This is a genomic window from Ruegeria sp. CF1, from assembly GCF_056537445.1.
The window spans coordinates 75,003-99,188 of the sequence record NZ_JBQFRN010000008.1; the positions used below are offsets into that span (position 1 = coordinate 75,003).

Annotated in this window: 24 protein-coding genes; 12 read left to right on the forward strand and 12 right to left on the reverse strand. The window is 57.3% G+C overall.

Annotated elements, in window-relative coordinates:
* Positions 1–3 precede the first annotated feature (3 nt).
* The 4 genes from holA to ACRZ96_RS14720 form a co-directional block, all read right to left on the reverse strand.
* Entirely contained in the window at positions 4–1,032 is a 1,029-nt protein-coding gene (gene holA / locus ACRZ96_RS14705) for a DNA polymerase III subunit delta (protein ID WP_480567918.1), read from the reverse strand.
* The gene (gene lptE / locus ACRZ96_RS14710; RefSeq protein WP_170398890.1) at positions 1,029–1,520 is read right to left on the reverse strand and encodes an LPS assembly lipoprotein LptE; all 492 of its coding nucleotides are present in this window, start codon (positions 1,518–1,520) and stop codon (positions 1,029–1,031) included. Before lptE ends, holA begins: the two co-directional genes overlap by 4 nt.
* Positions 1,507–4,059 (reverse strand): leucine--tRNA ligase, encoded by a 2,553-nt coding sequence (leuS, locus tag ACRZ96_RS14715; protein ID WP_480562303.1) that lies wholly within the window; start codon positions 4,057–4,059, stop codon positions 1,507–1,509. The genes lptE and leuS overlap by 14 nt, the downstream gene beginning before the upstream one ends.
* A 72-nt stretch (positions 4,060–4,131) precedes the next feature.
* Entirely contained in the window at positions 4,132–4,614 is a 483-nt protein-coding gene (locus tag ACRZ96_RS14720) for a DUF3576 domain-containing protein (protein WP_170398884.1), read from the reverse strand.
* Between the two features lie 278 nt (positions 4,615–4,892).
* Between ACRZ96_RS14720 and ACRZ96_RS14725 the strand changes: the two genes are divergently transcribed.
* Positions 4,893–5,900 (forward strand): porin, encoded by a 1,008-nt coding sequence (locus ACRZ96_RS14725; RefSeq protein WP_170398881.1) that lies wholly within the window; start codon positions 4,893–4,895, stop codon positions 5,898–5,900.
* A gap of 101 nt (positions 5,901–6,001) precedes the next feature.
* The gene (locus ACRZ96_RS14730) at positions 6,002–6,661 is read left to right on the forward strand and encodes a YggS family pyridoxal phosphate-dependent enzyme (RefSeq protein ID WP_480705857.1); all 660 of its coding nucleotides are present in this window, start codon (positions 6,002–6,004) and stop codon (positions 6,659–6,661) included.
* Here ACRZ96_RS14730 and ACRZ96_RS14735 read toward each other — a convergent pair.
* Complete coding sequence (locus ACRZ96_RS14735; RefSeq protein ID WP_480705855.1) at positions 6,645–7,145, reverse strand: L,D-transpeptidase family protein; 501 nt, start codon at positions 7,143–7,145, stop codon at positions 6,645–6,647. The two genes, ACRZ96_RS14730 and ACRZ96_RS14735, sit on opposite strands and share 17 nt — an antisense overlap.
* Positions 7,142–8,236 carry a GTP cyclohydrolase II gene (ribA, locus tag ACRZ96_RS14740; RefSeq protein ID WP_480705853.1) on the reverse strand — a complete coding sequence of 365 codons (1,095 nt, stop codon included), beginning with the start codon at positions 8,234–8,236 and terminating at the stop codon, positions 7,142–7,144. Before ribA ends, ACRZ96_RS14735 begins: the two co-directional genes overlap by 4 nt.
* A 161-nt stretch (positions 8,237–8,397) precedes the next feature.
* Here ribA and ACRZ96_RS14745 point away from each other — a divergent pair, with 161 nt between their 5' ends.
* From ACRZ96_RS14745 to ACRZ96_RS14765, 5 genes are all read left to right on the forward strand, one after another.
* Positions 8,398–9,084 carry a response regulator transcription factor gene (locus ACRZ96_RS14745; protein ID WP_170398869.1) on the forward strand — a complete coding sequence of 229 codons (687 nt, stop codon included), beginning with the start codon at positions 8,398–8,400 and terminating at the stop codon, positions 9,082–9,084.
* Between the two features lie 318 nt (positions 9,085–9,402).
* Positions 9,403–10,191 carry an exodeoxyribonuclease III gene (locus ACRZ96_RS14750; RefSeq protein ID WP_480705851.1) on the forward strand — a complete coding sequence of 263 codons (789 nt, stop codon included), beginning with the start codon at positions 9,403–9,405 and terminating at the stop codon, positions 10,189–10,191.
* Positions 10,192–10,278: 87 nt separating this feature from the next.
* Positions 10,279–11,196 (forward strand): thioredoxin family protein, encoded by a 918-nt coding sequence (locus ACRZ96_RS14755; protein ID WP_170398864.1) that lies wholly within the window; start codon positions 10,279–10,281, stop codon positions 11,194–11,196.
* 27 nt (positions 11,197–11,223) lie between these two features.
* Entirely contained in the window at positions 11,224–11,865 is a 642-nt protein-coding gene (locus tag ACRZ96_RS14760) for an LON peptidase substrate-binding domain-containing protein (protein WP_170398861.1), read from the forward strand.
* Positions 11,862–12,047, forward strand: coding sequence for a Trm112 family protein (locus ACRZ96_RS14765; protein WP_170398842.1), 186 nt, complete (start codon positions 11,862–11,864; stop codon positions 12,045–12,047). The genes ACRZ96_RS14760 and ACRZ96_RS14765 overlap by 4 nt, the downstream gene beginning before the upstream one ends.
* On the opposite strand, the gene ACRZ96_RS14770 is transcribed toward ACRZ96_RS14765, so the two are convergent.
* Positions 12,044–13,270, reverse strand: a complete 1,227-nt coding sequence (locus tag ACRZ96_RS14770; RefSeq protein WP_480705848.1) for an FAD-dependent monooxygenase — start codon at positions 13,268–13,270, stop codon at positions 12,044–12,046. The two genes, ACRZ96_RS14765 and ACRZ96_RS14770, sit on opposite strands and share 4 nt — an antisense overlap.
* An 88-nt stretch (positions 13,271–13,358) precedes the next feature.
* Between ACRZ96_RS14770 and ACRZ96_RS14775 the strand changes: the two genes are divergently transcribed.
* From ACRZ96_RS14775 to ACRZ96_RS14790, 4 genes are all read left to right on the forward strand, one after another.
* Entirely contained in the window at positions 13,359–14,687 is a 1,329-nt protein-coding gene (locus ACRZ96_RS14775) for an amidase (protein WP_480705846.1), read from the forward strand.
* 108 nt (positions 14,688–14,795) lie between these two features.
* Positions 14,796–15,977 carry an aminotransferase class I/II-fold pyridoxal phosphate-dependent enzyme gene (locus ACRZ96_RS14780; protein WP_170663235.1) on the forward strand — a complete coding sequence of 394 codons (1,182 nt, stop codon included), beginning with the start codon at positions 14,796–14,798 and terminating at the stop codon, positions 15,975–15,977.
* Positions 15,978–15,991: 14 nt separating this feature from the next.
* The gene (locus tag ACRZ96_RS14785; RefSeq protein ID WP_170663233.1) at positions 15,992–18,910 is read left to right on the forward strand and encodes a DNA translocase FtsK; all 2,919 of its coding nucleotides are present in this window, start codon (positions 15,992–15,994) and stop codon (positions 18,908–18,910) included.
* A gap of 39 nt (positions 18,911–18,949) precedes the next feature.
* Positions 18,950–19,546, forward strand: coding sequence for a LolA family protein (locus ACRZ96_RS14790; RefSeq protein ID WP_170398828.1), 597 nt, complete (start codon positions 18,950–18,952; stop codon positions 19,544–19,546).
* A gap of 15 nt (positions 19,547–19,561) precedes the next feature.
* On the opposite strand, the gene ACRZ96_RS14795 is transcribed toward ACRZ96_RS14790, so the two are convergent.
* Positions 19,562–20,143, reverse strand: a complete 582-nt coding sequence (locus ACRZ96_RS14795) for a transglycosylase SLT domain-containing protein (RefSeq protein ID WP_170425842.1) — start codon at positions 20,141–20,143, stop codon at positions 19,562–19,564.
* Positions 20,144–20,203: 60 nt separating this feature from the next.
* Positions 20,204–21,085, reverse strand: a complete 882-nt coding sequence (locus ACRZ96_RS14800) for an AEC family transporter (protein WP_170646737.1) — start codon at positions 21,083–21,085, stop codon at positions 20,204–20,206.
* A gap of 80 nt (positions 21,086–21,165) precedes the next feature.
* On the opposite strand from ACRZ96_RS14800, the gene hspQ reads away from it, so the two are divergent.
* Positions 21,166–21,492, forward strand: a complete 327-nt coding sequence (hspQ, locus tag ACRZ96_RS14805) for a heat shock protein HspQ (protein WP_170398818.1) — start codon at positions 21,166–21,168, stop codon at positions 21,490–21,492.
* 24 nt (positions 21,493–21,516) lie between these two features.
* On the opposite strand, the gene ggt is transcribed toward hspQ, so the two are convergent.
* The 3 genes from ggt to ACRZ96_RS14820 form a co-directional block, all read right to left on the reverse strand.
* On the reverse strand, positions 21,517–23,094 hold the full coding sequence (ggt, locus tag ACRZ96_RS14810; protein ID WP_480814786.1) for a gamma-glutamyltransferase: 1,578 nt from the start codon (positions 23,092–23,094) through the stop codon (positions 21,517–21,519).
* A gap of 212 nt (positions 23,095–23,306) precedes the next feature.
* Positions 23,307–23,723 (reverse strand): ATP-binding protein, encoded by a 417-nt coding sequence (locus tag ACRZ96_RS14815; RefSeq protein ID WP_480814787.1) that lies wholly within the window; start codon positions 23,721–23,723, stop codon positions 23,307–23,309.
* A 55-nt stretch (positions 23,724–23,778) separates the two neighbouring features.
* Positions 23,779–24,117 (reverse strand): STAS domain-containing protein, encoded by a 339-nt coding sequence (locus tag ACRZ96_RS14820; protein WP_480590898.1) that lies wholly within the window; start codon positions 24,115–24,117, stop codon positions 23,779–23,781.
* Positions 24,118–24,186: the final 69 nt, after the last annotated feature.

Below are 24,186 nucleotides of genomic sequence, written 5' to 3' on the forward strand. Positions count from 1 at the left end.
GCCTTAACCCGATCGGGCCAGCATCGCCAGACGGATCATGGCACGCTCGACCAGTGCCATCGCAGGTGCGGTTTGACCTGCCGAGCGCAAGGATAGGTCCGTATCTGTAAGGACGGTTAAAGCGGTCTGCAGCTTGGGCGCCCCCCATCCCTGAGCTTGCCTCAGGATCCGGTCACGTCGTTTGCCATAGACCGGAGGGCGCAGCTTGCCGATACCCTGCGCCGCGCCTCCAGGGTCGGATGCGCAGGCATAGAGCGTTCGGAAATGCCGCGTCGCCCCAATACACAAGGTGACCCCGTTGGTGCCCTGCGCCTGCAGGCGTCGGATAAGGGGGCCGATTTCCTGTGCTCGGCCCTCGGCAACGACGTTCAATACATCATCCAGCGCCGCCTCGGTCGACCGCGGCGCACAGGCTTCAATGTCTTCAATCGTCAGTTCACCGGCGTCACCGCGTTTGTAAAGCGACAGTTTCTCAACTGATTGAGTGAAATCACCAGGGCTGAGCGCCATCGCAAGTTCGCTTAGCGCCGACATCGAATCGCGCGGAATATTCTTCAATCCGGCTTGCGCCAGAATGCGCTCCACCTCGGCGCGCGAGGGCGGGTCATCGTAGATACCAACAGCGTATGCGGCAGGGTTCGCTTCGAATGCTTTGCGGATTTTCGAGCTGGGTTTGAGCTGCCCGGCCGTTACGATGATCTGTGCATCACCATGATCCCAGTCTTCAAGGGCTGTGAGAATCGCAGGCGCTGCGACATCGGTGGCGTCTTCAACAAACACCGCGCGGGGACCGGGGAAAAATCCGACAGCCTTGACCGCGTCCAGCAACAGGGCCGGATCGCTGCGTAGATCGCTTCCGGGAATGCGGGTCAGGCGCATTTCCTCTTCAGCGCCGGATCCCAACAAAGCCGCCAGAACTTGCTGACGCTTTAGAGCAACGCGCATCGCGTCCGCCCCGTAGATCAACAGCCCGGCTTTGTCCGCGTCCGGCTTGGCAAAATACCCATCAGCCTCGCGCGGGCTCAGCTTCATGTGGACAGGCCCGGCGTGGCGTAAAGGCGATTTACGATCTGATCGGCCAGAATCACCATCAAGCGCTCGGTCGCGTCGCGTTCATCTGCCAGTGTAGACACGGTCGAGCCTGCAGCAGAATAACCGACAAATTCGGTAACGTTGCCCGAGGCGATGATTTGCCCGGTCGCATTGGATTTCAGCGCGTAAGTCGCATTCCCGTCGATCGTATAGCGATTGGTTTCATTCGCTGTGGTAATCGAGGCCCTGCGGGTGACCGTCGAAACCCCCACATCCAGCTTGTATTCGTTGCCCGAGGTCGCGCTTCGACCTAATTTACGTTCCAGGTTTTGGACCAGCAGAAAGCTTTCGACCGTATTTGGTGCGGACACCTCGACCTTGCCATCCAAGGCCGAGCCTGATCCTCCGGGCGCATAAACCGGCTCGAACCCGCAAGCGGCGAGTGCCAGCGGCATCAATAACAGGGTTCTACGATCAAACGACGACATTAACGATCCGGCCCGGAACAACGATCACTTTCTTCGGTGCAGCGCCATCCAGCGCCTTTTGCACAGCTTCGGTGCTGAGCGCGATTTTTTCAACCTCTGCTTTATCCAGATCTTTGGCTACGCTGATTTCGGCCCGACGCTTGCCGTTGATCTGAATCGGCAGGGTTATGGTGTCATCGATCAGCATGGTCTCATCCGCGATGGGCCAAGGCGCGGTTGCAACCAGGCCTTCGCCGCCCAGCATCTGCCAAAGTTCTTCGGACAGGTGTGGCGTCATCGGCGACATCAGCTGCGCCAATGTCTTGGCTGCCTCGCGCTTGACTGCAGAGCCCGCTTTGGATTTAGCAAGCGTGTTGGTGAATGCATAAAGCTTTGCGATAGATGCGTTAAAGCCAAAGGATTCGACCCCGCCCGATACGTCATGAATGGCTTTGTGCATCTCACGTAGCAGCGTTTCGTCATCTGCTGTGGCCGGCAAGTCCGATTCTGCGATTTCTGCGGCGATGCGGTGCACGCGGCTGAGATGCTTGAACGCGGCTTCGGCGCCCGACGCGGTCCATTCCACGTCGCGCTCAGGTGGGGAGTCGGACAGAACAAACCAGCGCGCAGTATCCGCACCAAAGGCCGAGATGATGCTGACCGGATCGACGACGTTCTTTTTCGACTTGGACATTTTGGCTGAGGGGATGATTTCAACCTCGGTGCCGTCGGTCAGCTTGCCGTCGGTCACGTCTTCGGGCAGGTGATAGACCGGGCGACCGTTGGCGTCGCGTGTTTGATAAATTTCATGAGTCACCATGCCTTGAGTGAACAGCGCGTTGAACGGCTCAATCGCTTTCTTCGGCAAATGACCAGTGATGTTCATCGCCCGCGCGAAGAAGCGCGAATAGAGCAGGTGCAGAATCGCATGCTCAATCCCACCGATGTATTGGTCGACATTCATCCAATACTCGGCTTCGGCAAGATCGGTGGGCGTTTCCGCGCGTGGAGCGGTGAAACGGGCGAAGTACCACGACGAATCGACAAACGTGTCCATCGTGTCAGTTTCCCGCTTGGCTGGAGCGCCGCAGGAAGGGCAAGGGGTGTCGCGCCAGCTGGGGTGGCGGTCCAGCGGGTTGCCGGGGATCGAAAAATCTATGGGTTTGCCGTTGCCATCATCATAAGGCAGCTCGATCGGCAGATTATCTTTCTTCTCGGAGACCGTGCCGCATTGATCACAATGCACAACAGGAATCGGGCAGCCCCAATAGCGTTGGCGGCTGAGCCCCCAATCGCGCAGGCGGTATTTGGTAACACCTTCACCCCAACCGGCCTTTTCGGCGAAATCAACGGTGGCATTGATGGCCTCGTCACCCGTTGCCTCGGTGAGACCCGCAAAATGATTCACCCAGCGGACTTTTTCGGTTTTCGGTGGAACAAACGCGATTTTGTCGACTGGAGTGTCATCATCCAGTGCAAAGAATGTATCGACCACAGGCAGGCCGTATTTGCGACAGAAATCGAGGTCGCGTTGATCATGAGCTGGGCAGGCAAAGATGGCGCCGGTGCCATAGTCCATTAGGATAAAGTTGGCGATCCAGACCGGCAGCTCCCAGCTGGGGTCGAGTGGATGTTTTACACGTATGCCGGTGTCATAACCCAGCTTTTCGGCGGTTTCGATCGCCTCTTCGGTGGTGCCGCCCTTGCGGCATTCAGCAACGAATTCAGCGACTTTCGGGTTTTCTGCCTCAAGCTGCTTGGCAATCGGATGATCGGGCGAGATGCCAACAAACGACGCGCCCATCAGCGTATCGGGCCGTGTCGTGTAGACGGTGATCGGCTCACCTCCATCGGTGCGTTCGAACCCGAATTGCAGGCCACGGGACTTGCCGATCCAGTTCTCTTGCATCAGGCGTACCTTGGCGGGCCAGTTATCCAGCGTATCCAGCGCGTCGAGCAGTTCCTCGGAATAATCGGAAATCTTGAAAAACCACTGAGTCAACTCGCGACGCTCAACCAAGGCGCCTGAACGCCAGCCACGGCCGTTTTCCACCTGTTCATTGGCCAAAACGGTCATATCGACCGGGTCCCAGTTCACAACGGCGTTCTTGCGATAAACCAGACCGGCCTCGAGCATATCCAGGAACAAAGCCTGCTGCTGGCCATAGTATTCCGGATCACAGGTGGCGAATTCACGAGACCAGTCGATCGACAGGCCCAGCGGCTTCATCTGTCCGCGCATGTCGGCGATATTGCCGTAGGTCCAATCTTTGGGGTGGCCACCGCTGGCCATTGCGGCGTTTTCCGCAGGCATCCCGAACGCGTCCCAGCCCATCGGGTGCAGCACGTTATGACCGGTTGCGAGCTTGTGGCGGGCGATCACATCACCCATCGTGTAGTTGCGAACATGCCCCATGTGGATGCGGCCAGACGGGTAGGGGAACATCTCAAGCACATAGTATTTCGGCTTGTCCGCCTTGTGGTTGGCGGTGAAGATTCCGGCCTTGTCCCAGGCCTCCTGCCATTTTGCTTCGATTTCGTTGGCCGAGTAGCGCGACATCATGCGGTCCTTCGTGAATGAAAACGCCGGGTAGGAACCCGGCGTGGTAATAGTGTGATTTTTGTCGGGTTTCTAGAACTTGTTGTCCGCAATGCGTAGCTGACGCGCGCGAGACAGGATCGCATCTTCGACGGCGCGCGACGTTGCAGCGCTGACCGGAGAACCGCCACTGGTCTGAAGAGCCACGGACAAGGAACGCGCTTCCAAAGCAGGATCACTGATGTGAACTGTCGCGCGATAGGAACGCCCGCCGCCGGGCGGTGTGCCATAACCCGTTACGATCACTCCGGTAAACGGATCGACCTCTTGGATCGGTAAGAAATTCAGTACATCTAGCGATGCGGCCCACAGATAGCGATTTACCTGAGTGACCTGCTCTGAGGTGTTCGGGCCAAATACGTCCCAGATCGTCGAACGATTCGGGTCATTCAGTTCGCGTTCCTCTGTCGAGCTGCCATCAGCGGTCAACACACTTGCATCGCCAGGCGGTGGCCCTCCGCAGGCTGATAAGGCAGCCGTTACCATGATCAAACCTGGAATCGTAATACGGCGCATCGTTGGAAGGTCCCGTGTCACTTGTTTTGCTCTGTCGAGTGATACTCCTAGACAAGGACCCGTACAGCAACAACCCTATTCTTTTATGATCGACTCGCGCGAACCGCACGATCCGTTGAATTCGACTGTGGCATCCTTGCACCAATTTGGGCCGAATGACGTCTTTGCGTTTATGCCAAGCTTGCGCAACGGGGGCAAAAAAAGCGAAACGGTGTCCGTGCTGAGACGCGTGCTTTGCATGTGTCGAGTAGAAAATCTTTGAAACCGAGGGAAACAAGATGAAAAAAGTTCTCTTCGCAACGACCGCACTGATTGCAACCGCAAGTGTTGCAGCGGCCGAAGTAAAGTTCAGCGGTTACGGCCGCTTTGGTCTGGGATACCTGGAAGACCGTACAGGTACCGTTGACGCAATTGGTGGTGGTGAAGCGACCGGCGTAGAAACCGACGAAACCATCCTGGTCTCGCGCTTCCGTCTGAACATCGACGGAATCGTTGAAACTGACGGTGGCGTTCGCTTTGAAGGCCGTGTTCGTCTGCAGGCAGACGAAGATGCCGGCAACGGCGAAGCAAACTCCGCTGGCCTGAACGGCGCACGCTTCTCGGTCATCTTCGGTGGTCTGCGTGTTGACGCCGGTAACGTAGCCGGTTCGTTCGACAACTTGGCAAACTACTACGGTAACGAGCCTGGCCTGGAAAGCTTCATTGGTCAGTACTCGGGCGTCGACTATGACTTCCTGGCGTATTCGTCGACCGGTTCGGGCGCAAACGCTGTGTTCTTCCAGTACGCAGTTGGCGACTTCGCCTTCGGCGCGTCGTATGACCAGCGCACATTTGCTGACGAAGCTGTTGCGGGTGCGGACACTGATGATGCAGACCGCTGGGACATCAGCGCGACCTACACCTTCGGTAACGTAACTGCCGCTCTGGCCTACGGTCAGACCAGCGGTCTGGGCGACGCCGACAAGCAGAGCCTGACCGTTCTGACCCTGGGTGCAGAATTCGGTGACTTCTCCGGTACTCTGTTCGTCGCAGACGATGACGTTGCAAACGATGACCGCAACGGCACCGCATACGGTCTGTCGGCAGCCTACAACCTGGGCGCGGCAACCACTCTGACCTTCGCTTACGGTGACGGTTCGGCAGACGACGATCTGCAGCAGTACGGCATCGGTGCCATCTACGACCTGGGTGGCGGTGCATCGCTGCGCGGTGGTATCGGCAACCAGAAGCGTGGCGACGGCGACAGCCAGCTGCGTGCCGACTTTGGTGCTCAGTTCAACTTCTAAGTTGATCTGAACCACAAGGTTCATGGGCAGGTCTTCGGACCTGCCCTTTTCTTTTGCCGCCACATGGTGTTTTGCTGCTGCAAACGCAGAATGAGGGACCCATGTCGCTGCAAGAAATCACCGATCGAATAGCCATAGCTGAATCTGCGGCAGGACGCGCCGAAGGCTCGGTGCAATTAATCGCGGTTTCCAAGGTGCAACCTAATGACCGGGTCGAAGCCGTGTTGAAGCAGGGCCACCGGTGTTTCGGAGAAAACCGTGTGCAGGAAGCCGCTGGCAAATGGCCTGCATTTCGCGAGAGTTTTCCGGACATCGATCTGCATCTGATCGGTCCATTGCAAACAAACAAGGCACGGCAGGCGATTGAGCTTTGCAATGCCATCCATTCAGTTGATCGACCAAAGCTCGCCAAAACATTGGCACGATTGGCGCAAGAGATGGGTAAGTGCCCGGATCTTTTTATACAGATCAACACAGGCGAAGAGGATCAGAAAGCCGGTACTCTTCCACAAGATGCTGATGCGTTCATTGCTGAGTGCCGCAGCCAGGACCTGCCCGTCCGAGGTTTGATGTGCATTCCACCGGTTGAAGAAGAACCCGCGTTGCACTTCGCGTTATTGGCAAAAATCGCAGAGCGGAATGGGCTGGAGGGTTTGTCGATGGGAATGAGCAGTGATTTTGAATCGGCAATCGCCTTGGGTGCCACACACGTCCGTATTGGGTCTGCCATATTCGGGGCGCGGGTTAAGCCTCAGGGATGATCAGCCGTGTGCCCAGCGTGATTTTTTGGGCAATCCAACGTAGGTGGTCGCGCCTGAATGCGATGCAGCCTTCGGTCGGAAACCGTGGGCGTCGCCATTGATGCAGGAAGATGGCCGATCCCCGGCTGGGTTCTGAATTGGGATAGTTCCAATCGGTTATCAAGATCAGGTCATAAAGCGGATCTGGGCGACGCAGTTTCTCGTGACTGAAATCATGAGGCGCCCGCACCAAATGGTTATACGCATCGTCCTCTACGTCGTCTGACCATAAATCGCGCGGTCCGATCGGTCGTGCCCAATGCGCCGGCCGTGGCATTCGGTCTGCGCGATAGAGCATACCCACAATGTGATGCACACCTGTTGGTGTTGTTCCGTCACCTTCCTGCTTGGTTGGGCTCAAGCCCCCTTTGCCTATAGCGCAGGGGAACAGGTGCCCGAGAAACCGAATGCCACGTGGTGTAAGAACCAGATCGCTTGGTGTCACAGCAGGTGGCCTGACTTTGCCGCTTTGGTCGCCAGATACGCGCGGTTGAAATCTGTTTCACCTACTTTCAACGGAACACGTTCGGTGACGGCGATACCTGTGCGTTCCATCATCGCGATTTTTGCAGGGTTGTTGGTCAGTAGACGGACCGAATTGAAGCCTAGCGATTTCAGGATATCCGAGCCGAGCCTGAAATCCCGTTCATCGTCTTCGAATCCAAGCCGGTGATTGGCCTCGACTGTGTCAAATCCCTGATCCTGAAGAAAATAGGCGCGCATCTTGTTGGCAAGCCCGATCCCACGCCCTTCCTGATTCAGATAGAGCAGGACGCCCGCACCCTCGTCCCCCATCTGGGCCAAGGCCCCGCGCAGTTGCGGGCCACAGTCACATTTCAGGCTGCCCATGAGATCGCCCGTGAAACAGGCCGAATGCAGCCGCGCGAGGACGGGCTTGTCGCGGTCAGGGCGACCGATTTCAACCGCATAGTGTTCCTCTCCACCATCTTCGGGGCGGAATACATGCAGGCGCCCGGCCTCCGACACTTCCATCGGCAGGCGTGCGGCGACGACAGGGTGCAGAGCACTGCGATCTGTCAGATGTGGCGCGGCCCGGGCATGGTCAATGCAGGTCAGACCATGATCTGCCGCAAATTCGCGCCCGTCTTGAATAGGGGCGACGACGGCGGCCGGAAGCAAGTGCGCCGACTTGGCCAACGCAATAGCGATCCGGTGCAGATTTGCGCTGCCTTGCCGTTCGGTCATCAGCGGGCCCTTCATCGGGGCGTTCAGATCATCGGACGGGTCGGCCACCGCCTGCACCCAGCTCAGCCCAGCATCCGCCGGGATCATGACGCGAGCAAGATCGCCGTCATATGCACGCGCTTTAAGTGTTTCAGCGCGCCGAACCGTGATGGCGACAACGGGATCCCCGCCCAAGCCGCGCAAATCGGCCAACCTTTGCGGGCTCAGGGACTCGGTGGCGAATGCGAGTACTCCAAATCCCAGTTCGTCGGTCAGAACAACGGGAACACCCATACGCAGGTCAGCCCGCGCCCGTGCCAGCAATTCGGTGATGTCGGGAGTGAGACTCATGCAGTTTACCTTGAAACGATCAGACCCTGTCCTACCCCGATCACTGGAAAATGTGAAACATTTCCTCGGCGTCAGACACGAGGGCGTGAGACGACTGCAGTAAATCTTGCTGATTGCATTCTTCATACGCAAGTGATGGAAAAGACTTAGGAGGACCGTACATGGCTCAGCTCAAGAAAATCCTGCTGGTGGATGACGACGAAGACCTGCGCGAAGCGCTCAGCGAGCAACTTGTCATGACCGAAGACTTTGACGTGTTCGAGGCGTCCGATGGCGCGTCGGCAATGGAACGCGCGCGCGAAGCAATATACGATCTGGTGATTCTGGATGTCGGCCTGCCGGATACCGATGGCCGTGAGCTGTGTCGCCTGATGCGCAAGCAGGGCGTCAAAAGCCCGGTGCTGATGCTGACCGGGCACGATAGCGATGCTGACACGATCCTGGGTCTTGATGCTGGCGCAAATGATTATGTCAGCAAGCCTTTTAAATTTCCGGTTCTTCTGGCCCGGATTCGGGCCCAACTGCGCCAGCATGAACAATCCGAGGATGCGGTCTTTGTTCTGGGGCCCTACACCTTCAAACCGGCCATGAAGATGCTGATGACTGAAGATGATCGCAAGATCCGCCTGACCGAGAAAGAGACTAACATTCTCAAGTTCCTCTATCGATCAACTGACGGCGTCGTTGCACGTGATGTTCTGTTGCACGAAGTCTGGGGTTACAACGCGGGCGTTACAACACACACCCTTGAAACCCATATCTATCGTCTGCGTCAGAAGATTGAACCCGACCCGTCGAATGCACGCCTTTTGGTCACAGAATCGGGCGGATATCGCCTTGTTGCTTGACTAATGGTGGATTGACTTGGATCAAAGTGATACTCTTTAGGTATCTTTAGATTACTCCCAACCCGCGCATGTCCGGGTTATGACATGCACCTCCCTGTTGGACTGCCGGGCCTGATGGCCCGGCTTTTTTCGTAGGGTGCAACTGTATCGTGCAGGGCGATATCGGCACCGGGCATCCGATTTCATTCAATGAAATCGGACCGGAAACTTTGCAAGTTTCCGTAACCGCCGGGTCAGGCAACATTGCTTTGTTTTTCGATGGCACCTCGCTTGGCGCCGCGCTAACCTGCGGCAACTTCGACAAAGGAACCCCCGGATATGCCCTTCACCCTTGCCACATGGAACATCAATTCGGTCCGCCTGCGCGAGCCTATCGTTCTGAAATTGCTGCAGGAAGAGGCGCCGGATGTGCTGTGTCTACAGGAATGCAAATCGCCGGTCGACAAAATCCCGACCGAAGGGTTCGCCGAGCTGGGCTATACGCATATGATTGCGCGGGGCCAGAAGGGGTATAACGGCGTTGCCATCCTGTCGCGCCTTCCGCTTAAGGAAGTAGGGGATAAGGATTTCGCGGCTCTGGGTCATGCGCGACACATTGCGGGGCGGTTGGAGAATGGCGTGACCATTCATAATTTCTATGTCCCCGCCGGGGGCGATGTGCCGGATCGCGAAGTGAACGAAAAGTTTGGCCAAAAGCTGGATTACCTCGCTGACATGCGCGATTGGTTCCGTGCGGAAAAGCCGAAAAAGTCCATTCTGGTAGGCGATCTGAATATTGCGCCCCGCGAAGATGATGTCTGGTCGCACAAGCAGTTGCTGAAGGTGGTCTCACATACGCCGATCGAGGTTGAAACGCTGGCCGAGACTCAGGATGCAGGTGGCTGGGTCGATATCACCCGGCAGGATATTCCCGAGGGCCAGCTATACAGCTGGTGGTCTTATCGGGCACGAGATTGGGATGCCGCCGACAAGGGACGCAGGCTGGATCATGTCTGGGCTACGCCCGATATCTCGAACGCGGGTCATTCCAGCCGCATTCTGCGCGACGCGCGCGGATGGGATAAACCCAGTGATCACGCCCCGGTATTCGCCACGTTTGACGTCTGACCGAAGCAAATTCGCCGAACTCTCCCCTTGGTTTCTGCCGCATTGGACTGCATATAGGGCGCAAGTTCGAACCAGAGAGTATAAGCCATGGACCTTCTGAACGGCGCAGGCAGCCCCCAAGCCACTGATCTGATTAAAGACGGGACCGAGGCCACCTTCATGGCCGATGTGGTCGAAGCCTCACAAGAGACGCCGATCATCGTTGACTTCTGGGCGCCTTGGTGCGGCCCCTGCAAAACGCTGGGCCCGGCGTTGGAAGAGGCCGTGACCGCTGCCAAGGGTGCGGTCAAGATGGTCAAGATCAACGTGGACGAAGCGCAGATGATTGCAGGACAACTGCGCATCCAGTCGATTCCGATGGTCTATGCATTTCACAAAGGCCAACCGATCGACGGGTTTCAGGGCGCTTTGCCAGGGTCCGAGATCAAGGCCTTCATAGATCGTGTGATCGAAGCCGCGGGCGGTGAAAGCCCGGGTGGTCAACTAGATGATGCTGTGCAAGCTGCCGAAGAAATGTTGACCGAGGGGGCCGCTGTAGACGCGGCACAGACTTTTGCCGCCATACTGGGTGAAGACCCCAATCACGCTGCCGCTTATGGCGGGTTGGTGCGCGCGCATATTGCATCGGGGGATCTGGATCAGGCTGAGGCGATCCTCAATGGCGCTCCTGCCGAGATTTCCACTTCACCCGAGGTTGAAGCGGCCCATGCGCAACTGGAATTGGCCAAGCAGGCTGCAGATGCTGGTCCGGTAGGTGAGTTGACTGCAACAGTTGAGGCCGAGCCAGACAACCATCAAGCCCGTTTCGATCTGGCGCAGGCCCTGCATGCCAATGGCGATGTCGAAGAGGCAGTGGCTCAACTGTTGGAATTGTTCCGCCGCGATCGCGAGTGGAATGATGGGGCGGCAAAGGCGCAGCTCTTCACAATTTTCGATGCGCTCAAGCCCAATGACCCGATTGTTCTGAACGGGCGGCGCAAGCTCAGCTCGATGATATTTGCCTAATCCCCGATCAGAACTAAACTCGGGTACATGATGCATCCTGCCGATTTGCCGGAAACGGTATCCGTTTTCCCTTTGCCCGGAGCGCTGCTGCTGCCACGGTCTCGCCTGCCGCTGCATATTTTTGAGCCGCGCTACCTACAGATGCTGGACGACGCGCTGAAAACGCAAGAACGCCTGATCGGGATGGTGCAACCGAATACCTGTCAGGGTGACGAAACCAAGCTGCACCAGATCGGCTGCGCTGGACGGGTCACCCAGTTTTCCGAGACCGAAGATGGCAGGTATCTGATTACGCTGACGGGAATCTCTCGGTTCAGGGTCAAATCAGAGTTGGACAGTTTCACCCCGTATCGCCGGGTTTCGGTGTCCTGGGACGGGTTTGACCGTGATCTGGGCAAGGCCGAGGTGGATGACGGTTTTGATCGGAACAGGTTCCTGCGGCTGTTGGAACGGTTTTTTTCGTCCCGTCAGTTGTCCACCGATTGGGACACAATGAAAGATGCCGATGATGAGCTTTTGGTCAATTCCCTGTCGATGATGCTAGAGTTTGACCCCGAGGAAAAGCAAGCCCTGCTTGAGGCCCCCTGCTTGCGCACCCGGCGCGAGACATTGGTGACATTGATTGAATTCGCCATGCGCGGCGGATCGAATGAGGAAAAACTGCAATGAGCGATACCGAACACGCCTTTGACCGCCATATGCTTGAGGCGTTGATTTGTCCGCAGACCCACACGACGCTGCACTATGATGCCGAACGGCAAGAGCTGGTGTCAAAAGCCGCCGCTCTGGCCTTTCCAATCCGCAACGGTATTCCAGTGATGCTAGTGGATGAGGCCCGAGAGCTGGACTAGATCGGGTGTCCCTGCAGCAGCTTAGGTAGATCGCCGGTCAAACCTGCCGCTTCGCGCACAAAGCCTCGGCGCAGTCCGGGCAGCGACCCGACAATACCCATTCCAATATCCCGACCTATGCGGAGCAGGGGATTGTCGTTCGAAAACAGCTTGTTGAACACATCAGTCGCCATCGCAAGCGAGGCGGTGTCGAACCGGCGCCACTCCTGATAGCGCTCCAGCACAAGCGTTGATCCGATATCCTCGCCACGTCGTCCCGCAAGGGTCAGAACCTCGGCCAATGCACCGACATCACGCAGACCTGCGTTCAGGCCTTGCCCGGCGATGGGGTGCATGCCATGGGCGGCGTCTCCGACCAAAGCCAACCGGTCCGAGATGAAGGAATTGGCGATGGTCAGGTTCAACGGGTATGTGAACCGGTCACCCTGCAGGCGGATATCCCCCAGGAAATCGCCAAAGCGCGGGCGCAGAACTTGTAGGTAATCTGCCTCGGGCAGCGCATTGATCTGCGCGGACGTCTCAGTGCGTTCGCTCCAGACGATGGAACTGCGGTTCCCGGTCAGCGGCAGAATCGCCAACGGGCCGGGGGGCATGAAGAACTGATGGGCGATACCGTGATGCGGTAGCTCGTGTTCAATGGCGCAGACCAGAGCGGTCTGGCCATAGTCCCAGCCGGTTCGTTTGATTCCGGCGCGCATAGCGGTGCCGCTGCGGCGGCCATCGCAACCCACCAGTAGGCTGCCGGACAAGGTGGCCCCGTCATCCAGCGTCAGCGTTGCCCCGTTTGCCGAGATGTCCTGAGACACGACCGTTTTGCCGCTGATTTCGGTAATCCCGTCTTGTTCGGTCATGGCCTCCAGAAAAGCCCGCCGCAGGTGGCGATCTTCGACCATATAGCCCATCGGGCCTTCTTCGATCTCGGCATGGTCGAAATGCATAAAGAACGGGGAAGGTCCGGCACCGGCATGACCATCCGTTACCTTGATCTCCAGCATAGGCTGGGCGTGCTTTTCCACCTTTTTCCAAACGCCTATCGCGTCGAGCAGACGTTGCGACGCCAATGCAAGCGCATAGGCGCGCCCGTCGAAGGCCGCATTCTTGCGCACTTTCTCTGCCAGAGCGTCAACAACCGTGACTGAATGCCCGGTCTGGGCCAGCGCCAGCGCAAGGGCAGGGCCGTTCAGGCCACCACCAACGATCAGGATATCGGATCTGTGTTCCATGTGCTGCAATATGCGCGCCCTTTCGGGATTGTCCATGTGCGGTCCTGTCGCTACCGTCCGATCACGGAATTACTCGGGAGGGGACCGGATGCAAGACTGGCTGACCATGACGGCATGTGATTTGGGCCGTGGTATCGGAATGGGGCAGATCGATCCGGTTGAACTGACAGAAACTTATCTAAGCGCGATTGACGCCCATCCACATCGCGATCGGATCTATGCTTGGGTGACCCACGATCGCGCCCGCGCCGAGGCCCTTGCGGCGCAAGAGCGGGCAAAGCTTGGCCTGCGTCGGTCTTTGTTGGATGGCGTCCCGATCAGCTGGAAAGACCTGTTTGACACGGCAGGCGTAGGGACCGAGGCCGGTTCAGCCCTGTTGGAAGGCCGCGTGCCCGAATCCGATGCGCAGGTGGTGCGGAACGCGACCGCGATGGGTACGGTCTGTCTGGGTAAAACGCATATGAGCGAATTGGCGTTCTCGGGTTTGGGTCTAAACCCTGTGACGGCTACGCCTCCATGCGTGAATGACGAAGACGCAGTGCCGGGCGGCTCATCTTCAGGTGCAGGAGCTTCGGTGGCTTGGGGGCTTGCTGCAGGCGGCGTTGGCTCGGACACGGGTGGATCGGTGCGGATTCCCTCGGCCTGGAACGATCTGGTGGGGCTGAAAACCACGGCGGGGCGCGTTAGCCTTGAGGGCGTCGTGCCGCTGTGTCTGAAATTCGATACCGTTGGGCCGCTGGCGCGATCAGTTGAGGACGCCGCACATATGCTTGCCGCGCTTGAGGGCACCGCCCCGGCTGATCTGCGCGGGGCGTCATTGAGCGGTCGCCGCTTTGCTGATTTACAGAACGTCGCCAAGGACGATCTGCGCGAAGCTCCAGCCAACGCCTATGATGAGGCGCTGGCGCGCCTGAAAGAGGCCGGGGCCGAGATCGTTCCGCTTGACGTGCCTGAGCTGAACGAAGCGATGAGCCTGTCGGGTGTGCTCTATACAACCGAAGCCTACGGCTTGTGGCGAGATGTGATAGAAGCGAACCCCGAGGCGATGTATCCCGAAATCCTTGAACGGTTCCGAATGGGCAAGGCCTATTCCGGCCCCGATTACGTGGCTGCTTGGTCGAAACTAACCGCTTGTCGACAGGCTTGGGATGCGGCCACTGCGGGCTTTGACGCCGTGCTTGCGCCGACGGCCCCGATCCTACCGCCCAATCTCGACCGGTTGATGAATGATCATGACTACTATGTTACCGAAAATCTCTTGGCTCTCCGCAACACCCGGATCGGCAATCTGATGGGGCTTGCGGCACTGACTTTGCCCACGGGAACACCCGGTTGCGGGCTGATGATGTTGGGCTATCCGGGGTCGGAAGAGGCCTTGTTACGGCTCGGCTCAGCAGCCGAAAGGGCTTTGACCTGAATGCCACAATCCCCTGATTCGGCACCTCTTTGTCTGGACGAAGCCCGGGTCGATCTGTAATCTGCCATAAAACGGGGCGCAAAATGACCCCGAAATTGAGGCAGTATCATGAATTTCCCCGAGCGGTTTTCGAACCTACCGGAATACGCATTTCCGCGTCTACGCGCCCTGTTGGATCATCATCAGCCGGGTGGTGAAGTCGTTCACATGACCATTGGCGAGCCCAAGCATGATTTCCCATCTTGGGTGACCGACGTGATCATGGAAAACGCCGCCGGGTTTCAGGGCTATCCCCCGAACGAAGGCTCACCTGAATTGCGCGCAGCGATCACGGGTTGGATCAACCGCCGCTATGGTGTGTCGATGGATGCAGATGCCAATGTGATGGCACTGAACGGTACGCGCGAGGGTCTTTATAACGCTGCAATGGCGCTCTGCCCCGAGCAGAAAAACGGGCAGCAACCGATCATTCTGTGCCCGAACCCCTTCTATCAGGTCTACATGGTTGCCTCGATTTCGGTCGGTGCGCAGCCATATTTCGTGCCGGCAACCGCTGCCACTGGTCATTTGCCAGACTATGCAGGCCTGCCCGAAGAGGTTCTGAACCGTACTGCTGTAGCCTATATCTGCTCGCCCGCGAACCCTCAGGGGGCGGTCGCCTCGCGCGATTACTGGGTTGAGCTGATTCAATTGGCTGAAAAGTACGATTTCCGCATCTTTGCCGATGAATGCTATTCCGAAATCTACCGCGACGCCGCGCCGGTTGGCGCGCTGACCGTTGCGCAGGAACTGGGTGCTGACCCCGAACGTGTCACGCTGTTCAACTCTCTATCCAAGCGGTCGAACTTGGCCGGGCTGCGGTCGGGGCTGATCGCAGGTGGACCTGAAACAATCAGCCGTGTCAAACTGTTACGCAGCTATGCGGGTGCCCCTTTGCCCGCCCCGCTGCAGGCCGCCGCCGTCAAGGTTTGGGCGGATGAAGCGCATGTGCAGGAAAACCGCGCGCTGTATCAGGAGAAATACGCCGTCGCGGATGAGGTTTTTGCAGGCGTACAGGGCTACATGCCGCCCGAGGCCGGGTTCTTCCTGTGGCTACCCGTCGAAAACGGCGAAGAAACCGCATTGAAGCTTTGGCAGGAAACCGGCGTACGGGTTCTGCCGGGTGCATATCTTTCTCAAGGTGATCCGGGGCAAAACCCTGGCGAGCAATTTATCCGGGTCGCGATGGTGGCCCCAAAAACAGAGATGAAGCGCGGGCTGATTACACTCCGCGACTGCATCTATTCGTGAGGTACGAGGGCAAAATGGCATCATATAACGCGCGAAACCGTGACCCGCTGCTGGACAGCAACACGCAAGCCGCCATTGAACGGCGTAGCAAAGAACTGATCGGGATCGCTTTGATCCTGTTGGGGTTGGCCGCTGCAGCGATGATCTGGTCCTATACGCCCGATGATCCAAACTGGATGGTTTCGACCGATGCGCCTGTGCAAAACTGGATGGGGCGCGTCGGGGCCTCAATCGCCGCACCGTTGTTTATGATCGTAGGCTGGGGCAGCCTGGGCGTTGCACTCGTTCTGATCACATGGGGTGTGCGCTTTGCGGGTCATTTAGGTGAAGACCGTGCCATTGCCCGCCTGATTTTTGCGCCGATCTGGATCGCCGTTCTGGCTGTCTATGCAGCGACTCTGGTACCGGGTGCGGAATGGCGGGCGACGCACAGCTATGGCTTGGGCGGTCTATTCGGCGATACAGTGATGGGCGCGATTTTGACGTTGTTGCCGATCTCATCGCATTTCCTGGTCAAGCTGATGTCGCTGGCGATGGCGGTCGGTATGCTGGCTCTGGGTGTATTTGTGTTGGGTTTCGGCAAAGCGGACGTTCGCAATGGCTTCCGGGCGTTTCTGTTGGGACTGGTCATGGCCTATGATCTGTTGATGAACGCGCTGGGACGCGGGGCATCGGCGACAGCGCGGGCAGCACGGGACCGGAAGGCCCAATGGGCCGAGCGCAAGGCCGAACGTGCAGTTCCGGTTCAGGCGGATTTTGACGACGACCTGGCCTACGCTGATCCGGTCTTTGAAGACCCTGAGATTGAAGCGCAGGAACCTGTCGCCAAGACAGGCCTTCTGGCTCGAATGCCTTCCCTGATCCGTCGTCCTGACCCAATGCCCGAGCCTGAGTTGGTCGAAAACGTTGCGGTCGAAGGGTATTACGACATGCCGGGTGAGGATCGCATCAGGTCCAAGATATCCGCCGCTGTGCGCAATCGTAAAGTGGCCGCTGGTGTGCTAACGCCCGAACCCGATCCCAACTTGCCATTGACCAAAGGGCGGGGCAGGGGACCGGACCCGTTGATTTTGAACTCTGGCGCGGCAGACGAGTTGCCGCCCGAACCCCCGATGACCTCTGCAGGTTTGCCACCCGAACCACCGCTGACAGCAGGATCTGATGTTGAGACGCTGGCGGCTGACTCCGAGGCTGATAATTGGATGCAGCAGGACTATGTTTCCGAACCGGACTATGATGATGAGGCCGTGTTTGATGATGCCTCCGAACCCGCGCTCCAAGCGAGACAGGCTGTCAAGATTCCTGTCGCTGAGCCGCGTAAACCTGTAGTAGCTCAACCGGTCCGACGCACTCCTCCACCTTCGCGCAGGGCGCAAGCCGAAGCACAGCCGACACTTTCTTTCGAGGAACGGCATTCTGATTTCGAACTGCCACCGCTGGGCCTTCTGTCCAACCCTGCAAGCATCCAACGCCATCACCTAAGCGATGAGGCGCTCGAGGAAAATGCGCGGATGCTGGAAAACGTGCTGGATGACTACGGCGTCAAGGGTGAGATCGTCAGCGTCCGCCCCGGTCCGGTTGTGACCATGTACGAATTGGAGCCTGCACCGGGTTTAAAAGCCAGCCGTGTGATCGGTTTGGCCGACGATATCGCGCGCTCAATGTCGGCTTTGTCCGCGCGGGTTTCAACTCTACCGGGGCGCTCGGTTATTGGCATTGAACTGCCCAATGAAAACCGTGAGATGGTGGTGCTGCGCGAAATCCTCGCCAGTCGCGATTTCGGCGATGGTAATCATGCGCTGCCCTTGGCGTTGGGCAAGGATATCGGCGGTGAGTCCGTGGTGGCGAACTTGGCAAAAATGCCTCACCTCTTGATCGCTGGTACGACTGGTTCCGGTAAGTCGGTGGCAATCAATACGATGATCCTGTCGCTGCTTTATAAGCTAACGCCGGATGAGTGCCGCCTGATCATGATCGACCCCAAGATGTTGGAACTGTCGGTCTATGACGGTATCCCGCACCTGCTCTCGCCCGTTGTGACCGACCCGAAAAAGGCGGTTGTGGCCCTGAAATGGGTCGTGGGCGAGATGGAGGATCGCTATCGCAAAATGTCCAAAATGGGCGTGCGCAATATCGCGGGCTACAATGGCCGCGTGAAGGATGCGCTGTCCAAGGGCGAGATGTTCAGCCGCACGGTCCAGACCGGCTTTGACGATGAAACCGGCGAGCCAATGTTCGAGACCGAAGAATTCGCGCCCGAAGCAATGCCTTATATCGTTGTGATCGTCGACGAAATGGCCGACCTGATGATGGTCGCGGGCAAGGAGATCGAGGCCTGCATCCAGCGTCTGGCGCAGATGGCGCGGGCTTCGGGCATTCACCTGATCATGGCCACTCAGCGCCCCTCTGTTGATGTGATCACCGGGACGATCAAGGCGAACTTCCCGACCCGGATTTCGTTCCAGGTGACTTCGAAAGTCGACAGTCGCACCATTTTGGGCGAGATGGGTGCCGAACAACTTCTGGGGCAGGGCGACATGCTGTATATGGCGGGCGGGGCGAAGATCACCCGTTGTCACGGTCCGTTTGTCTCGGATGAAGAGGTCGAAGAAATCGTCAACCACCTGAAACAGTTCGGTCCGCCGGCCTACATGAGCGGCGTGGTCGATGGCCCGGCCGAGGAAAAGGCTGACAATATCGACGCTGTTCTGGGCCTGAACACGGGTGGCAACACGAACGGAGAAGACGCCCTTTACGATCAGGCAGTGGCGATTGTGATCAAAGATCGCAAATGCTCGACGTCCTACATTCAGCGAAAACTTGCCATTGGCTACAACAAAGCTGCGCGGCTTGTTGAGCAGATGGAGGACGAAGGCGTTGTTTCCGGGGCAAATCACGTTGGAAAACGCGAAATCCTCGTCCCCGAGCAGTAAGATATTTAATAACAAGGGCAGAACGCCTATCTGGGTCCTATGAAACAGATTGCTTTTGCTCTTGCTCTGACACTGGCTGCGCCCGCCGCGTGGGCGGCTGAAAAGCTGCCACTGTCGCAAATCTCTAACTACCTGAACCAGATGAAGACGGTTCAGACCACATTCACACAGGTGAATGATGACGGATCGCTTAGCACCGGTAAGCTGTGGCTCGAGCGGCCCGGAAAAATGCGGTTCGAATATGATCCGCCCAACAGCGCGGTAGTTTTGGCGCGGTCGGGGACGGTGCAGATCTTTGACCCGAAATCCAATCAGCCGCCCGAACAGTACCCGCTGAAACGCACACCGCTGTCACTGGTGTTGGCGCGGAATGTCAATCTGGGGCAAGCCAATATGGTCGTTGGGCACGATTTTGACGGGACCGCTACGGTTGTGACGGCTCAGGACCCCAAGAACCCGGAAAGCGGGCGGATCGAGTTAATGTTCACATCCAATCCGGTTGAGCTGCGCAAATGGGTGATCCACGATAACGCTGGAAGTCAAACGACCGTACTGCTGGGGCCGTTGACTGAAGGCGGAAATCTCGATTCCAGCGTGTTTTCAAGCAAAACCCGTATCAGGTCAGACGATCGCTGACCTGACAGGGTTTGTTTAGTAACGGCAGTTCGCCAGCTGCGCCTGATACAGTTGCGCTCGGGCGTCTACATCATTCGCAACGTTCAACAGCCAAGATTTGCTGTTGTAGCTGCCGCGCGCGTAGCCGGTTTGCCCTTCGTGATAGGCCAGGTATTGGTTACGCGCGTCGGTGGGATGAATCCCGTTCCGCTCATAGCTTTTGTTCATGTACCAGCCAATGAAATCTGACGCATCACGGATGCGATCCCGCTTGGCGCGGCGTTTGCCGGTTTCGCGCTGATACTGCTCCCACGTGCCATCAAGTGCCTGGCCATAGCCGTAAGCACTGCTTTGGCGACCCATCGGGATGACGCCCAGCACGTATTTGTGCGGTGTGCGCGCATCTGCGCGATAACGGCTTTCTTGGTAAATCGTGGCCATCTGAACGTGAACGGGGACACCCCATTTGCGCTCGGTGCTTTTGAAAGCCTTGATATAATCGGGTTTTTCGCGCGCAATGCTGCACGCGTCATTCAGTCTGCTCGGTGGCTGTTTGGACCCGCCACCACAGGATGCCAAAAGCAGCACCCCGAAGAGTACGAAAAGAATTCTGCTCATGTGCCTCGTGCCTTTTTTCTTTATTCTAGCGCAGATTGAGCTCTGAGGAAATCACAATCGTTACAGAATAATAGCGAGAATTATAGGCAGTGCGGCAACCGATAGCACGGTCGAGACCATGACCATGCCTGCAACCGCATCTGAATCCGCCTCAAACCGCTCTGCCAGCAGGTATGAGGTGACAGCGACTGGGGTACACATCTGCAAAACTAAAACTCCGAAAGCCACAGGGCCCAGTTCAAAACTGATGGCAAGAACCCAGCCCAACCCGAAGCACACCGCGAGTTTCAGCAAGGACAACCATATAGCCTGTTGCAGCTTCTGTGTTGTCAGGCGTGCAATCGCGACCCCAAGGGTGATCAGCATCATAGGCACCGCCATCTGGCCCAACAGTTCCAGCGTGTTGGTTAGAAACAGTGGCGTCTGCCATCCACGCCACAGAAACAATGCCCCCAGCAGCGTGGCCCAGACCATCGGCTCGCGCAGAACCTTGCCAAAGGCGCCGCGCCCCGCGACCAGATAGATACCGTAGGTAAAAGAAAACAGAGCGGTTACGGCCAAAAAGATCACCGCGAAACCCAACCCAGCCTGCCCAAAGGCAAAGATGCACAAAGGCAGGCCCAGATTCCCAGTGTTACCGAAGATAAGAGGTGACAGATAGGTCCGCTGCTCAAGCCCGGAGACACGTACAAAGACCCAGAAAACCACCGCCAAAGCAACATGTGATGCAATCGCAGCGAGCGTGAAAACGGTCAATTCACCGCCAGGAATGTCGGTTTGCATCAAAGCTACGAAGATCAGGCTGGGCACTGCAAGCGTCACCGCAAACCGCGTGACAAATTGTAACCGATACTCGAACCCAAGCTTGACCCATGCAAATCCGATCCCGGCCAGAAGGAACACCGGGGCAACGATTTCGAACACTGTTAGGAGTAGGTTCACAGACTGTTTCCCCGAATTTCAGCTCATTGGTTGGCTTTTCTGCCCGAAAAGATGTACTAAATGCTTTGGGGGCCGAAACAATGCTAAAGACACAAGCCAAGTACCGCCTGGGACAGGTGGTTCGACACCGTAGACACCCTTTTCGAGGGGTTATTTTTGATGTCGATCCGGAATTCTCGAACTCGGAGGAATGGTATCAGGCCATACCCGAAGATAGTCGCCCGCTGAAGGACCAGCCGTTCTATCATTTGCTGGCTGAGAATGATCAATCCTTCTATGTCGCTTATGTTTCAGAACAAAATCTGGTTGAGGACCAATCGGGTGAGCCGGTAGACCATCCCGATATCCCCAACATGTTCGGCCCGTTTCAGGATGGATCTTATCCGCTGCACTTTCAGTTGAACTGAATATGTCCGTCATAATGGCGTGTGTCAGTAGCCTAATGCGCAACCATCTTTACGGGGATCGCTAGCACCTTCCAGAACTCCGTTTGAACAGATTCGAATGGCTTGCGCACCACCCAGAGACGTTTCCGGTATTTGGACAGTGTGCCCCATATCGGATAATTGTTGCAGAACGGCATCGGAATAGCCTCGCTCAATTTTCAGAACGCCCCCATCTGCAAATGCCCGAGGCGCATCGATGGCTTCCTGCAGCTCTATGTCGAAATCCGTGAGATTTGACACTAACCGCGCGTGTCCGGTTGGTTGATAGGCACCTCCCATGACACCAAAGGGCATCGCGATGGGGCCTTGGGCGCGCAACATTCCCGGTATGATTGTGTGCATTGGTCGCTTTCCACCGGCAAGCTCATTTGGATGACCGGGTTCGAGGTTGAAACCCGCCCCCCGATTCTGCAGCAAAATGCCGAACTTTTCCGAAGCGATGCCCGACCCGAACCCGTGGTAGATCGAATAGATCAGTGAAACCGCCATGCGATCCCGGTCAACCACGGTGATATAGACGGTGTCTTTGTGAACAGACTCGGTCAGCGGAGCGGCGGCAGCCATGGCGCGTTTCGGATTGATTAGCGCGGCAAGTTGGGCGGCTGTCTCAGGTGCAAGAAAATGAGCCATCCGCGTGCTGTGGTCGGGATCGGCGATGAAACGATTGCGTGCGTCGTAGGCCAGTTTGCTGGCCTCGGCTTCGATATGTACGCGTTCAGCCCCCCAAGGGTCCATTGCGGCCAGATCGAAGTGCTTCAAGATATTCAGCAACAGGATTGCCGTCGCGCCCTGACCATTCGGTGGGTGCTCGACCAGTTCGACACCGCCATAATCTCCGCTGACGGGCACAGTTTCATCGCTTTGCACGGCCGCGAAATCCTGCGCAGTCTGTACTCCACCCAGATCGGACAGGGCCGCAAGCATGTCATCGACAATCTCACCAGAATAAAATGCCTTTTGACCGTGTTGGGCCACGCGCCGAAGAACTTCTGCCTGACCGGGGGCGCGAAAAACCTGCCCGGTTTGCAGGGGTTTGCCGTCAATCAGGTAATGATCACGGGCCGCGCCTTGCAGGGTGGATGCGCCGTTCTTCCAATCAAAGGCAACGCGTGGAGCCACCGGAACACCTGACTCGGCATAATGGATTGCGGGTTGCAAGATTGCTTCCAGGCCCAGCCGACCTTCGGTTTTTGCTAAACGGCAGAATGCCTCAACCGCTCCGGGAATTGTCACGGCATCCGGGCTGGTCTCGGGAACCGAATTTGAACCGCGATCCCGCAATGCCTGTGCATCCGCTGCTGCCGCGGCCCGACCCGAACCGTTTAGTGCGCGAACAGTCTGCTCGCCTGCGCGATTGTACAGAACAAAGCAATCTCCACCCAAGCCGGTCATTTGCGGCTCGCAAATTCCCAGAAGCACTGCGCCTGCAATGGCTGCGTCCATGGCATTGCCGCCCTGCTGCAGAATATCCAGCGCGATTTTGGCGGCCAACGGATGGGACGTTGCGCACATCCCTTCGGTTGCCAAAACTTCAGAACGGCCTGTCTTGTGAAAATCGCGCATGGGTCTTTCCTTCTGCAAACACGCAGACACTAAGCCGCAGCTGGGAATTGTCCAATGCTATCAGAGGAAGGAGGTCCTCGGCGCCGCTCACTGGGTGGGGGCTGTGACGCTAGGCGCCGAGGGAAGCTATCTGAGCTACCCCTTACCTATGACCTTTGTTTGCGGCGCGACAATGGTTCGATCTAGGCCTTATTGTGGCCATTTGATGCCTGCTAGGGCATCTCGTCAAAGTCGAACCGCAAGCAGAGCAGGTTCCCGCCGCTTTTGCGTTCATATTGTATGTCGCTGGCAAGTTGATGAATCAGGTGCCAGCCAAAGCCGCCCTCGGGCAGGTCCTGCAAAGCAGTGTCGACAGATGGTGGAGTGCCGCTCGGTATCCGCAATTCAGGCATCGGGTCGCCGGTATCGGTGATCTGAATCACCAGCTTCTTTGCACATAATGAGCAATCGATTTGAACGTCAGCGGCGGCCACCCCGGCATAGGCATGTTCGACCACGTTGTTGATCGCTTCGGTCAGCGCGATTCTTACGTCATCTGCTTTGCTTTCCGGCAATCCCTGCGCCGCCAGCCGTGCGCTCAATGCCGCGATCCCTGCGCTGGCCTGCGCTTGTGTCGCGGGAAAGCTCACCTCCAGGCAGTTTTGTTTGCAATTCGAGCACACGCTGTTCCACCTCTGCCGGTCGTCAGTCTGCACCAGCGCCGATCGCCTCATCCAGCGATTTGAAAAGTCTGAACACGGTGTCCATGCGGGTCAGGCGGAACACTTTTTCAACGATCGGGCGCAACCCGGCCAGATCCAATCTGCGCCCTTTCTCCAATTGTTTCATCGAGGCGACAATGGCGCCCAGACCGCTGGAGTCGATGAATTCGACAGAAGACAAATCCAACACCACCCGTTTGGCAGGGGTTTGGGTTTCCGCGCGCATATCTTCCTTGAATTGAATCGCCATCGCGGCATCAATTCGATCACAATGAACGGATATTATCTGTGTCTCGCCGGTGATCTCGCTGCTGAGCCCCATGTTCGTCCGCCTTTGGCAATGCAAAATGATGGTAGAAATACGCTAGACGGTAATTCTTACCATTCGGTA